Origin of the sequence: Curtobacterium citreum (genome assembly GCF_006715175.1) — a bacterium.
GTDB classification, from domain to species: Bacteria; Actinomycetota; Actinomycetes; order Actinomycetales; family Microbacteriaceae; genus Curtobacterium; species Curtobacterium citreum.
In genome coordinates, this window is the sequence record NZ_VFMQ01000001.1 from 2,456,762 (window position 1) to 2,469,492 (window position 12,731).

The window sequence follows — 12,731 nt, forward strand, 5'->3', positions numbered from 1 at the left end:
CGACACACCCGCCGGGTTATCGTCGGACCGTGCCCGCTGCCCCCGCCACCGCGTCGGTCGCCGTCGTCGGGGCCGGGCAGGCCGGACTGTCCGCCGCGCACCACCTCGTCCGCCGCGGGTTCGTCCCGGACGGCGACCCGGCGGGACGGACCGTCGTCGTGCTCGACGCGAACCCGCGGCCGGGCGGGGCGTGGCAGCACCGCTGGGAGTCGCTCCGGATGCGCACCGTGAACGGCATCTTCGACCTGCCCGGCATGCCCGTGCCACCGATCGACCTCGAGGAGCCGAGCCGCACGGCAGTCCCCCGGTACTTTGCGGCGTACGAGGAGCACGAGCACCTGCCGGTCCACCGCCCGGTGCACGTCCGCGCCGTCCGGTCCCTCGGGGCGACGACCACGGCGCCGCTGCACGTCGAGACGGACCGCGGCGACTGGCAGGTCCGTGCGGTCGTGAACGCCACCGGCACCTGGGACACCCCGGTCGTCCCGGACGTGCCCGGTGCCGAGCGGTTCACCGGCGAGCAGCTGCACAGCCGGGACTACGTCGACGCCGAGCACTTCCGCGGCCGGCGCGTCGCGGTCGTCGGTGGCGGGATCTCGGCCGTGCAGCTCCTCGAGGAGGTCAGCCGGGTGACCGACACCGTCTGGTACACCCGCCGCGAGCCGGTGTTCCTGCCGGGCGACTTCGTCCACGAGCTCGACGGGGTCGACGTCGAGCGCCGGGTCGCGGCGGACGTCATGGCCGGTCGCACCCCGGGCAGCATCGTGTCCTACACGGGCCTGATCTGGACCGACTACGCCGTGGCTGCCCGGGAGCGCGGCGTGCTCGACCGGCGGCCGATGTTCACGCGGATGGGGCCGCACGGGGTCGTCGAGCAGGACGGGTCGTCCACCTCGGTCGACGTCGTCATCTGGGCGACGGGCTACCGCGCCGACCTCGACCACCTCGCGCCGCTCGGGCTGCGCGGCCCGCTCGGCGGCATCCCGATGACCGGGACGCGGGTCACGGCGGACCCCCGTGTGCACCTGGTCGGCTACGGACCGTCGCAGTCCACGATCGGCGCGAACCGCGCGGGACGCGCGGCCGCCCGCGAGGTCGCGCGGTTCCTCGACGGCGCGCCGGTCCCGTCCGCGACGTGACCACAGGACGGGCGGGAGGCACGGCGCCAGCCCGCCCCGCGCCTCCCGTCCGTCGCCTGGTCGGGTCGCGACGCCGGACGCACGTGCACCCGCTCCCGCTCCCGCGCCCTGCGCCTGCGAGACGCCCCGAGTCCGCGGAACGCCTCCAGCGCAGCGAGACGCCCTCGGATCCGGCGGAGGCTCGCGGACTCGGCGGCGTCCGGCGCGCAGGAGGGCGCCTCAGGAGGCCACGGTGAGCGGTGGGAGCGGCCGGTCGGTGTCCGCGACCCGGGTCACCCGCGCGGCCAGCGAGCGGAGCGGCGTCGACAGGAGCAGCGCGTCGATGGCCCACCGTGCCGCGAGTCCGACCCGGCTGCGCGGGTAGGCGAACCGCACGACGCCGCTCGGGATGCCCTGCACGTCGTCGACGAGCGGACGCATCCAGTCGTCGAAGGCCGCCAGCGCCCGCTCGACCGACGCGGACGACGTGTCGTCACGGGCTGCGGTGTCGTCGAAGAGCTGGGCGGCCAGGGACGCGGCGAGGACGTAGCCGCTCGTCAGGGCGAGTGACGCCCCGCCGCCGCCCATCGGCGTGACGCACCACGCGGCGTCGCCGACCAGGGCGACACGCCCGCGCCGCCAGGACGGCATCCGGATCTGGGTCAGGCGGTCGACGTACAGGTCGTCGGTGGTGGCGAAGCCCGCGAGGACACGGTCGGTCTCCCACCCGACACCCTCGTACCGACGGGCGAGGGCCGCGACGACGGCCGATCGGTCCCGGCTGTCCACGTCGCCCAGGTCGTCCTGGTCGCCCTCGGCTGCGTACGCGAGGATCGCCCTCGTGGTGCCGTGCGGGTCCGGCCGGAGGTGCACCTGACGGCCGCCGACCGCCGTGTACCAGCGCCAGCGGTCGTCGTCGGAGGCGGTGCGCGGGATCGTGCCGAAGGCCATCGTGACGCCGAGGTCGCGGGGGTCGACGTCGTCCGGGGCGTTGAACACGAGGCTCCGCGTCGACGACCGGACGCCCTCGGCGACGACGAGCAGGTCGGCGTCGAACCGGCGTCGGGCCGAGGTCGTCACGGTGACGGCGTCGTCGCGGTCGGTCACCGAGGTGATCGTGTCGCCGTACACGACCTCGACCCCGTCGGGCAGGTCGTCGAGCAGGATGCGGGCGAAGTCGCCGCGCAGCACCTCGAGTTCGGCGGTCGCGCCGTCCGGCCCGTCGCCCGGCAGTTCGGCCCGGACCGACCCGTCCTGGGTGACGAGCACCGTGCCCGTCTCGGTCGTGTTCGCCGCGCGGACGGCGTCGACGAGGCCCATCCGCTCGAGGACCTCGTGGGCGACGCCGCGGACGTCGACGTTCTGGCCGCCGTCGCGGAACGCCGGCGCACGTTCGATCACCGTGACGTCCCAACCGGTGCGGCGCAGCCACCAGGCCGCGGACAGACCTGCGATGCTCGCTCCGGAGATCACTGCGTGTGGTGCGGACATGTCCTGCTCCTCGTGTGCTGTCGTCGGGCGACCGCTCGGTCGTCGTGCTTTACAGTGAAGCGACTTGACTGTGGAGGAACCTGGATGGACGTCGACCCGCTCGACACCGCGTGGACCGAGGTGGAGGTCGCGGTGATGCAGCGCCTGCGCGACTGGGCGGTGGCGTTCGACGAGCTGAACCGGCACCTCGGCGCCTGGGTCGACCTGACGCCGTCCGACGCCAACGCCCTCGGGCAGGTGCTCTGGGCCGAGCGGGCCGGCGAGCCGCTGTCGCCCGCCGAGCTGGCGCGGCGGATCGGGATGACCTCCGGGGCGACCTCGGTCCTGGTCGACCGGCTCGAGTCGGCAGGGCACGTCACCCGGCACCGGGAGAGCACCGACCGGCGGCGTGTGACGCTCCGGACGACCGAGACCGCACAGCGGGCGAACGCGGCGTTCCTCGGGTTCGCCGGGCAGGAGATCGCGTCGACGCTCCGCGGGTCGGCGCCGGACGAGACCCGGGCGGCGCTGGCGTTCCTCGACCGGATGACGGAGGCGGCCACGACCGCGAACGCCCGACTGGCACGGCGCGGGCGCTCCGGCGGCTGAGCGCGGCTGAGCCTCCACCTCCACGGTGGAGCAGAAGCTGTCGGGTCGGATCCGGATGTCCGACGTCTTCTGCTCAATCGACGAGCGACCGGAGACGCGCGACGCACGGGCAGCAGCGCGCAAGCAGCGCTCGGAGCTCGAAGCTCGGAGCTCCGAGCCCGGAGTCGACAGAGCCCGGCGGCGACACAGTCCGGGAACGACGGAACCCCCGCCGAGCCGGAGCTCGACGGGGGTTCGTGGTGTGTGACCCCAGCGGGATTCGAACCCGCGTTACCGCCGTGAGAGGGCGACGTACTAGGCCGCTGTACGATGGGGCCGTGGTCTCCGCGGACGGAGCACACGTGTTGTCGGACACGGAGGCAAGGCACCGAAGTGACCTGCTCTTGGTGACCCCAGCGGGATTCGAACCCGCGTTACCGCCGTGAGAGGGCGACGTACTAGGCCGCTGTACGATGGGGCCGTTCCGACAACCCGATAAGTATGGCACAGCAGCCGCGCACTGCCAAAACGAGGCGTGTCGCCCGGGTGTGCCGCGTCCGGAGCGGGCCGATCCGTGGATGGTGGGACGTGCCTCCAGGCCGGTGTCGGGTCAGACCTGCAGCACGTCGCCCGGCTGCAGCACCACGAGTTCCCCGTCGCCGAGCGCCTCGCGCTGGCGGCCCGTGTGCATCGCGAAGCCGACCGCGGAGAGCGTCGCCTCGTGGATCGGGTACGCACGGCGCGGTGCGACCGCGGCGATCCAGTCCATCATCTCGGCGACCTTGAGCCAGGGGGCGCCGACGGGTGCGGCGAGGACCTCGACCGGGACCCCCGGCACCGTGTAGGCGTCGCCCGGGTGGAACAGCCGGCCGTCCACGAGCACGCCGGTGTTGTCGACGACGGGGACGGACGCGTGGATCACGTTGTGCCGCGTGCCGTGGAAGTCGAGGGTGAAGGGGCCGACCTCGCGGTGGTCGCCGTCGGTGACCACGTCCACGGTGATCCCGGCGTCGGCGAGGACCGTGGCGACCCCGGGCGGTCCGAGGACGACCGCGTCCGGGTTGCGTGCGAGGATCCGGGCGACCTGCTCGGCCGTGACGTGGTCGGGGTGCTGGTGCGTGGCGACGACGGCCACGACCCCGGTGACCTCGACCGGCCGGCTGAACTCGCCGGGGTCGAGCACCAGGCGGGCGGCCCCGGACCGGACGACCTGGCAGGCGTGCTCGAGCTTGGTGACCTCCACGCCGGCGACCCTACGCCCGGGCGCGCCGAGCCGGGCGGGCCGGGCGGGCCGGGCGGGCCGGGCGGGCCGGGCCGGCGGCCGGGCCGGGCGGGCCTCAGCACAACCAGAAGCACACCGTGCCACGGACTTCGACGGCGCGGCGTGCTTCCGGTTGTGCGGCAGCACGCCGCACCACGGACCGGCCCGCGCGATCGCGGCGCGCCGCCGCGCCCCCGCGCCCTACCGCCGCGGGGCCGCCGTCGACGTGCGCACCACGAGCTCCGCCGGCGCCGCGGGCAGCGGACCCGCCGAGCCACCGTCGACCTCGGCGAGCACGGCCCGTGCCGCCGCGCGGCCCTGCGCCTCCGGGTCCTGCGCCACGGTGGTCAGCCCGACGACCGCGCCGTACTCGTGGCCGTCGATGCCCATCACGGAGACGTCCCCCGGGACCGAGAGCCCGGCCCGCGACGCCGCGAGCAGCACCCCGAGCGCCATCTCGTCCGAGGCGCAGAACACCGCCGTGGGACGGTCCGTCGGGTCACGGGCGAACAGGTCCGCGCCGGCTGCCACTCCCCCGGCGAACGAGAACCGTCCGTCGAGCAGCCGGTCCTCGCGGACGTCGAGGCCCCGAACGCGCATCGCGTCCGCGAACCCGTCCCGGCGCAGGTACGGCACGGCGACGTTCATGCCGTCCTCGTCCTGGCCGCCGAGGTACGCGACCTCGCGGTGGCCGAGCCCGGCGAGGTGCCCGATCGCGGTCTCGGTGACGGCGAGGTCGTCGACCCCGACGTTCCGGAGCCCGGGCGCGGGGCCCCCGATCACGATCATCGGGTGCCGGGTGAGCTCGAGCTCGGCGCGTTCGGTCTCGTCGAGCACGAGCGAGAGCAGCACGAGGCCGTCGACGCGGTGCCGGAGCATCGAGCGTCGGAACGCCCGACCCCGGTCGCCGCCGGGACCGCCGAGGTTGTAGAGCACGAGGTCGTACCCGGCGCGCCGCAGCTCCGCGTCGATCCCGCCGAGGGCCCGCACGTAGAACCAGCGGTCGATCACCGGGACGACCACGCCGACGGCCCGCTGCCGTCCCGTGGCGAGTCCGGCCGCCGCCGAGCTCGGCACGTACCCGAGCTCGTCGGCGACCCGCCGCACCTGGTCGATGGTGGCGTCCGCCACCGTCGGCATCCCCCGCAGCGCGCGGGACACGGTCGACTTGGACAGGCCCGTGACGGTCGCGATCTCCTGGATCCCCATGGGCATGCCGGGAGGCCCGTCAGCCGTCGGCGCCGTGCGTCGCGTCCGCGACGGGCCGGGTGCGGACCGCGGCCGGCGACGCCGGTGCGGACACGGACGCGGTCCGGCCCGGAGCGGCGCGGTCGACGCCGCTCCGGGAGGACCCGGGCCGGCCGCTCGCCGGTCCTGCCGCACCGATACCGTCGACGACCCCGGTCGCCGCCGCGTGCCGCCGGAGGACGGAGACCCGCCACCGGTCGAGCACCACCACGGCGAGCACGCAGACGAGCAGGGTCATCGCCCAGCCGAGCGCGGGGCGTCCGGTGACCTCGCAGAACACCGTGACGCCGAGGAACAGGACGCCGAAGGTGCCGGCGAAGCCGATCGCCTCCTCGATCCGGGCGGTGGGACGTGTGGGTCCTCGCTGTGCCATGACTCCGTCAGCCCTTCACGCCGCCGGCGGTGAGGCCGGCCACGATGCGTCGCTGGAACACGAGCACCAGGATGACGAGTGGGATCGTGACGATCGTGCCCGCCGCCATGACCGCCGTGTACGGCTCCTGGTGCGGCTGCGACCCGGCGAACGACGCGATCGCGACGGTGACCGGCTGGGTGGCGTCGGACGACAGCTGGGACGAGATGAGGTACTCGTTCCAGGACGAGATGAACGCCAGGATCGCGGTCGTGAACACGGCAGGGGCGGCGAGCGGCAGGATGATCCGCCGGAACGCCGACACCCGGGTGCACCCGTCGATGCGGGCCGCCTCCTCGAGGTCCCACGGCATCTCGCGGAAGAACGACGCGAGGGTGTAGACGGTCAGGGGCAGCACGAACGAGATGCTCGGCAGGATGAGCGCCTGGTAGGTGCCCATCCAGCCGATGTCCGTGAAGAGCTGGAACAGCGGCGAGATGAGCGCGACACCCGGGAACATCGACGCGGCGAGGATCGCGCCGGCGATGAGCGACTTGCCCTTGAACTCGAGCCGGGCCAGCGCGTACGCCGCACTCGTGCCGACGAGCAGCGCGATGATCGTGACCACACCGCCGATAAGCAGGCTGTTGAGCAGCGCACGACCGAGGTGGTTGCCGAGCGCCGTCGAGAACGCCGTCGTGTAGTTGTCGAGCGTGACGTGCGTCGGCCACGGGGTGGCGTCGAACGTGAAGCCGACGTCCCGGAAGCTCGTGACGACCATCCAGTAGAACGGCAGCAGGCACCACACGGCGATGACCACGGCCTGGATGCCGGTGCGGAGCCGCGGGCCGGTGTGCCGCTTGACCCTGACATCGCCGCGTGCGCCAGCACGTTCGGCGGGAATGTGTAGCCGGTCTGCTGCGAGCGTCACTTGAGTTCACCCTTCTGCTGGGCGGCCTGGGTCTGCACGACGTTCGCACCGAGGAACCGGACGAAGACGAACGCGACGAGGAAGATCACCAGGAACGTGATGGTGGAGAGTGCCGAGGCGGAGTTGAAGCCCTGCCGGATCTGGTCGACGACCAGGATCGACAGCGTGGTCGTCGCGTTGCCCGAGCCACCACCGCCGCCCGTGAGGATCGCCGGCAGGTCGTACATGCGCAGCGCGTCGAGCACGCGGAACAGGACGGCGACCATGAGCGCGGGCTTGATGAGCGGCAGCGTGATGTTGACGAAGCGCTGCACGGTGGAGGCGCCGTCCATCTTCCCGGCCTCGTAGACCTCCTCCGGGATGAGCTGCAGCCCGGCGAGGATGAGGAGCGCCATGAACGGCGTCGTCTTCCAGGTGTCGGCGATGATGATCGCCCAGCGGGACGCCCACTCGCTCGAGGTCCACAGGATCTGCTGCCCGAGCACGTGGTTGAGCACGCCGTTCGCGTCGAAGATGAAGTACCAGAGCTTCGCGGTGACGGCGGTCGGGATGGCCCACGGCACCAGGATCGCGGCACGGACGAAGGCGCGGCCCTTGAAGTTGCGGTTCATGATGATCGCCATCCACACGCCGATGACGGTCTCGAGCGCGACGGTCACCACGGTGAAGAAGACCGTGTTGCCCATCGACACCCAGAACTGCGAGCCGAGGTTGCCGGGCGGGCAGGTGGTGTTGCCGCACTGCTGTGCGAGCCAGTGCACGTAGTTCGTGACGCCGGCGAACCCCCCCTGCACGAACAGGCCGGTCGCCTTGTCGAGTCCGGCGTCGAGCTGGAACGACTGGATGACGGCGCTGACGACGGGGTAGCCGATGACGATCGCGAGGAGCACGATCGTCGGGCCGATCAGGTACACGGCCCACCGGCCGTGCTCGGCGTTCAGTCCGCCCTTGCGCCGCTTCGGCGGCTCCATCCCCTGTGGGTTCGGGATGGCGGCGGGGATCTCGGTTGCTGCGGACACGTGGCGGCCTCCTTGCCGGGTGTCGGGACGCATGTGGGGGCGGACGGGAGGATCGTGGCGGGACCGCCACGATCCTCCAGTCCGCTGCGGCGTCAGCCGCGGGCCACGGTCAGTTGCTGTTGCCGCTGGTCGCGGTCTTGAGCGCGGCCTGCATGTCCTTGACGGCCTCGTCGACGCTCTTCGAGCCCTTGAGCGCGGCGTAGGAGTTGTCCTGGATCGCCTTCGTCACGGCTGGGTAGAACGGCGTCACCGGACGCGGCTCGGCCGACTCGATCGACTTCAGCAGGGTGGGCAGGTACGGCAGCTTCGACGTGAGCTCGGAGTCGGTGTACAGGTCACCGACGACCGGGGCCAGCGAGCCCTGCGTCGCGAAGAACTTCTGCGTCTCGTTCGACTCCAGGAACTCGAGGAAGTCGTGCGCGGTCGCCTTGTGCTTCGAGTACACGCTGATCGCGGCGTTGTGCCCGCCGAGCGTCGAGGCGCCCGTACCGTCCTTGCCGGGGATCGGCGCGATGCCGAACGTGTCCTTCACCGTGCTCGACCCGTCGGTCTTCGCGAGGTTGTAGACGTACGGCCAGTTGCGCAGGAAGAGCAGCTTGCCGCTCTCGAACGCGGTGCGGCCCTGCTCCTCCTGGTAGGTGATCGCCTCGGCCGGGATGTTCCCGTCCTTGAACGCGTCGACCAGGTTCTGCAGACCGGCCTTCGCATCGGCCGTGTCGACGTCGGGCGAGCCGCTCTTGTTCAGGACCGAACCACCGGAGCCGTTGATCGCCTCGGAGGCGTTCACGGTCAGGCCCTCGTACTTCGCGAACTGACCGGCGTAGCAGCCGATGCCGGCCTGCTTGGCGATGTCGCAGTCCTTCATCATCTCGGCCCACGTGGTCGGGGGCGTCTTGACGAGGTCCTTGCGGTAGTAGAGCAGCGCACCGTCGGAGGTCTGCGGTGCGGCGTAGAGCGTGTCGTTGTACGTCGCGGTCTTCACCGTGGACGGCAGGAGCTTCGAGGTGTCGATCTTCATCTTGCCGGTGAGCGGGGTCAACCAGCCCTTCGCGGCGAACTCCGCGGTCCAGACGACGTCGACGTCGACCACGTCGTAGTTCGCGTCCTTGGCCTGGAAGTGCTGCACGAGGTCGTCGTGCTGCTGGTCGGCCTGGTCGGACTGTTCCTTGAACGTGACCTTCTCGTCCGGGTGGGCGGCGTTCCACTTCTCGATCAGCGGGCGGACCACGTTCGAGTTGTCCTTGCCCTGCACGTACGTGATCGGTCCCCGGCTGTCCTGGCCGTTCGAGGCGTCGTTCGAGCTGGCCGAGCCGCCGGACGAGCAGCCGGTGAGCACGAGGCCGATGACGGCGACCCCGGCGACGGATGCGAAGCGCACCTTGGCGCGAGATTTCTGCACAGCGTTGTCTCCTCATCGAGATCACCAGGGGGCGTCGATCGGGTGCGACGTCGCGGCCTGGAGCAGGCGGCGCTGCCTGCTGGAGGAGGAAGCTACGCCCATCCAGAAGATCTTCGCAACCGGTTGCAAAAGGATCGTGACCTGCCTGTGATCTCCACCCGGTGGACGGTTTTCCCTGGTGAGCGCTCACTTCCCCGGCGTTGCGGGATACGAGACCTTCGATCTGCGGAACCACGCAGGAACCGCGTGGGAACCCCGCCACGACGCTCATCGAGCATTGTCCGTCTCCCGCACTGCTCGGTACCGTCCGGTCATGGCCCTGCTCACGCCCGTGTCGACCCCCGGTCCCCGACGGGTGGTCCGTGTGGACCTGGACGCCCCGCTCCCGGAACTCGTCGCCGACGACCGTCGGGCGACCGCGCTCGTGGTCGGGTACCGCGACGGCCACCCCGTGACGACGCTCGACGTCACACTGACCGACGACCCGGCCGACGCCGAGCGGGCGATCGCAGCACTCATCGGCGAGCCAGCCGGCTGGTCGGACGGCCTGCACGCCGGCTCGCCCGTCGCTCGGACGGGTGCGCCGACCACCGGCACGTCCGCGGTGCCGGACACCGCACTGCCGTCCGTCTCCGTCGTGGTCTCGACGATCGTGACGCGCCTGGCCGACATCGCGCGGCTGCTCGACCACCTCGCGGCACTCGACTACCCGTCCTACGAGGTCGTCGTCGTCGACAACCGCGTCGCGGTCCCCGCCGAGGACCCGCTCCCCGGACTGCTCGCCGGGCACGACGTGCGACTCGTCGTCGAGCGTCGCCCGGGCTGTTCCGCCGGACGGAACGCCGGGGTCGCGGCGGCCACGGGCGAGGTCGTCGCCTTCACGGACGACGACGTCCGCGTCGACCCGCGGTGGCTCCGGATGATCGGTACCCGGTTCGTCCAGGAACCCGAGCTGGACGCGGTCACGGGCATGATCCTGCCGGCCGAGCTCGAGACCCCCGCGCAGATCTGGTACGAGGCGTACTACGGCGGGTTCAGCGGCGAGCGCACCTTCGACCCACTGACCCTGGTGCCCGAGGACGCTCCCGGGGCCCTGCGGCACGCACGGGTCTCCGCCGTGGCGGCCGACGGCTCTGTCCGTCGGCGGTTCCCGGTGTACGGCGTGGGCGGGTACGGTGCCGGAGCGAACTGGGCGGTGCGTCGGAGCGTGTTCGACCGCGTCGGCGGGTTCGACCCGGTGCTCGGTGCCGGCGTCCCCGCACGTGGCGGCGAGGACCTCGCGATGTTCATCGACGTCCTGTGGCGCGGTGGGCGGATCGGCGTCGAGCCGCGCGCGGTCGTGCACCACCGGCACCGGCCGGACCTGGCCGGACTGCACGGGCAGCTGCACGCGAACGGGGTGGGCTTCACGGCGCTGCTCTGCGCACTCGTGTCGGCGGACCGTCGGCACCTGGCGGCCCTGGTGCGGCTCGCTCCCCCGGCGGCCCGGGCGATGGCCGGCCGGGTGCTCAGCCGACTCGTCCGACGTGGGAGCGCCACGGCGACGACCGTGACCCCGTCGGCGGTGCCCCCGACGCGCGTGCCGCGGTCCCTGGCGTTCCACGAGCTCCGGGGCTTCCCCGCGGGACCGGCCGCGTGGCTGCGCAGCCGGCGAGCCTGGCGCGAGGTCGAGCGGACGCACACCGGCGCCTGACGCGCGCGGGGCGCCCCGGCGCCCCGCGCCGGGACGGCCCGCGCCGCCCGCCGCCCGCCGCGCTCGGCTGCGTCGAACCAGCGATGCGACGTCGAACCAGTGCCTCTCCCTGGTTCGACGTCGCATCCGTGGTTCGACCCGCGCCACGACGGCCCGCGCCACGACGGCCCGCGGCGGGACGGCCCGCGCGACGACCCCGCGCGCGAGCGTCCCGGGTCAGCACCGAGCGCGCCGCGACACGAGGTACCGCCACGGCCCGCCGAGCGCCGCGGTCAGCTCGATCCGCCGCAACCCGACCGTCGCCGCACGGAGCTCCTCGTCGGCCGCCCACGCGCCGGACCGTGCCGTCCCCGGTGCATCCGCACCCACCGCGCCAGGAGCACCGGCCGACCGCGCACCGTCGTCCTGCCCGAGCGACCCGAGCCGCCGCAGCGCCGGGACCGCACGCCGCACCACGGCGAGCGCCGTCCGCGGGTCGAGCACGAGCTTCGTGACCCACGCGCCGAGCCCGGCGCCGTAGCCGACCGCCTGGGCGCGCAGCGCCGCCGGCTCCGAGCGGTGCCGGTGCCACACCACGGCCGAGGGCTCGACCGCGAGCGCCGCACCCGAGGACAGCACCCGGACGAACACGTCCAGGTCCTCGCCGCCCTTCGTCGGCGTCCCCACGCCGAGGGCGTCGTCGAACCCGCCGAGCGCGACCGCGGCCGAGCGCCGGAGGGACACGTTCGCCCCGGTGCCGAACGCCCCGACCGAGAACGGGAAGAGCGGCAGGTCGGCGGGCGGCTCAGCGGCCCGGAAGACCCGGCGCCGGGTGTTCCGTGCCCAGGTCACGCGTTCGTCGAACCACCGCTGCGTGGGCGTCCGGAGCTCCGCGCTCGGCACGAGCCCCGTCACGCACGCGACGTCCGCGTCGCGCGCGAACGCGCCCGCGACGGCCGTCACCCAGTCGGGGTCGACGACGACGTCGTCGTCGGTGAACGCGACCACCTCGCCCGTGGCGACAGCGAGCCCGGCGTTCCGTGCCCGCGCGACGCCAGGCCGTGCCTCCAGGACGTAGGTGACACGAGGATCCGCGATCGAGGCGACCACGTCCCGCGTCGCCGACGTGGTCGGCGCGCTGTCCGCGACGACCACCTCGAGGTCGGGCCACGTCGACGCGAGGACGGACCGCAGGCAGGTCCGCAGGTCCTCCGGCCGGTCGCGGGTCCCGATCACGACGGAGACGCGCCCCACGGGTGCGGGGCCGGTGTCGGCCGGGAGGATCGTGGCCGGCAGCGCGCGCAGCGCCCGTCCCAGCTCGGCCGGGTCCAGGTCCCCGTCCGGGGTGACGGACACATCGACGGAGCCGGCGATCTCGAGCCCGTCGCGGACGAGCAGGCGGGCGCGACGGAAGCCGTCGGCTCCAGCGAGCGCGACCGTCGTCGCGGCGAGCGCCGTCGGTCGGTCGACGGCGCCGACCCAGGCGGCTCCGGCCCACGTCGGTTCGTCGGCGCGCGGCAGCGCAGGGCGGAGCGTCAGGACGCTGCTGGCGATCGGGCTGGTCCGGCTCGGGGTCACGTCCCGATGCTCGGCAGCCGGCCGGGACGGGTCAAGCGACCCGGGCGACGGTTGCGGCGACGGTCGCCGAGCCGTGCGGTTTGCCGCGACCGGAC

The 12,731-nt window shown here is 73.1% G+C and carries 11 protein-coding genes and 2 tRNA genes; 3 read left to right on the plus strand and 10 right to left on the minus strand.

Annotation, left to right across the window (positions count from 1 at the left end):
* Positions 1-29: 29 nt before the first annotated feature.
* Complete coding sequence (locus FB462_RS11615) at positions 30-1,139, plus strand: FAD-dependent oxidoreductase (RefSeq protein ID WP_141862022.1); 1,110 nt, start codon at positions 30-32, stop codon at positions 1,137-1,139.
* A 219-nt stretch (positions 1,140-1,358) separates the two neighbouring features.
* Here FB462_RS11615 and FB462_RS11620 read toward each other — a convergent pair whose 3' ends face one another.
* Positions 1,359-2,609, minus strand: a complete 1,251-nt coding sequence (locus tag FB462_RS11620; protein WP_141862024.1) for an FAD-dependent oxidoreductase — start codon at positions 2,607-2,609, stop codon at positions 1,359-1,361.
* Between the two features lie 84 nt (positions 2,610-2,693).
* On the opposite strand from FB462_RS11620, the gene FB462_RS11625 reads away from it, so the two are divergent.
* The gene (locus tag FB462_RS11625) at positions 2,694-3,197 is read left to right on the plus strand and encodes a MarR family winged helix-turn-helix transcriptional regulator (protein ID WP_058743298.1); all 504 of its coding nucleotides are present in this window, start codon (positions 2,694-2,696) and stop codon (positions 3,195-3,197) included.
* A 244-nt stretch (positions 3,198-3,441) separates the two neighbouring features.
* On the opposite strand, the gene FB462_RS11630 is transcribed toward FB462_RS11625, so the two are convergent.
* The 8 genes from FB462_RS11630 to FB462_RS11665 all read right to left on the minus strand — a co-directional run bounded on the left by FB462_RS11630 (position 3,442) and on the right by FB462_RS11665 (position 9,386).
* A tRNA-Glu gene (locus FB462_RS11630) sits at positions 3,442-3,514 on the minus strand.
* 67 nt (positions 3,515-3,581) lie between these two features.
* A tRNA-Glu gene (locus FB462_RS11635) sits at positions 3,582-3,657 on the minus strand.
* Positions 3,658-3,786: 129 nt separating this feature from the next.
* Positions 3,787-4,419: an MBL fold metallo-hydrolase gene (locus FB462_RS11640; RefSeq protein WP_141862026.1), complete on the minus strand. Its 633-nt coding sequence runs from the start codon at positions 4,417-4,419 to the stop codon at positions 3,787-3,789.
* Between the two features lie 219 nt (positions 4,420-4,638).
* The gene (locus tag FB462_RS11645) at positions 4,639-5,652 is read right to left on the minus strand and encodes a LacI family DNA-binding transcriptional regulator (protein ID WP_141862028.1); all 1,014 of its coding nucleotides are present in this window, start codon (positions 5,650-5,652) and stop codon (positions 4,639-4,641) included.
* Positions 5,653-5,665: 13 nt separating this feature from the next.
* Positions 5,666-6,058, minus strand: a complete 393-nt coding sequence (locus FB462_RS11650; RefSeq protein WP_141862030.1) for a hypothetical protein — start codon at positions 6,056-6,058, stop codon at positions 5,666-5,668.
* 7 nt (positions 6,059-6,065) lie between these two features.
* Entirely contained in the window at positions 6,066-6,968 is a 903-nt protein-coding gene (locus FB462_RS11655; RefSeq protein WP_141862032.1) for a carbohydrate ABC transporter permease, read from the minus strand.
* Complete coding sequence (locus FB462_RS11660; protein WP_058741711.1) at positions 6,965-7,939, minus strand: carbohydrate ABC transporter permease; 975 nt, start codon at positions 7,937-7,939, stop codon at positions 6,965-6,967. Before FB462_RS11660 ends, FB462_RS11655 begins: the two co-directional genes overlap by 4 nt.
* 157 nt (positions 7,940-8,096) lie before the next feature.
* Positions 8,097-9,386, minus strand: a complete 1,290-nt coding sequence (locus FB462_RS11665; protein ID WP_229666800.1) for an ABC transporter substrate-binding protein — start codon at positions 9,384-9,386, stop codon at positions 8,097-8,099.
* 313 nt (positions 9,387-9,699) lie between these two features.
* On the opposite strand from FB462_RS11665, the gene FB462_RS11670 reads away from it, so the two are divergent.
* Positions 9,700-11,079, plus strand: coding sequence for a glycosyltransferase (locus tag FB462_RS11670; protein ID WP_141862034.1), 1,380 nt, complete (start codon positions 9,700-9,702; stop codon positions 11,077-11,079).
* Between the two features lie 216 nt (positions 11,080-11,295).
* Here FB462_RS11670 and FB462_RS11675 read toward each other — a convergent pair whose 3' ends face one another.
* Positions 11,296-12,636 carry a glycosyltransferase family 2 protein gene (locus tag FB462_RS11675; protein WP_167510095.1) on the minus strand — a complete coding sequence of 447 codons (1,341 nt, stop codon included), beginning with the start codon at positions 12,634-12,636 and terminating at the stop codon, positions 11,296-11,298.
* Positions 12,637-12,731: the final 95 nt, after the last annotated feature.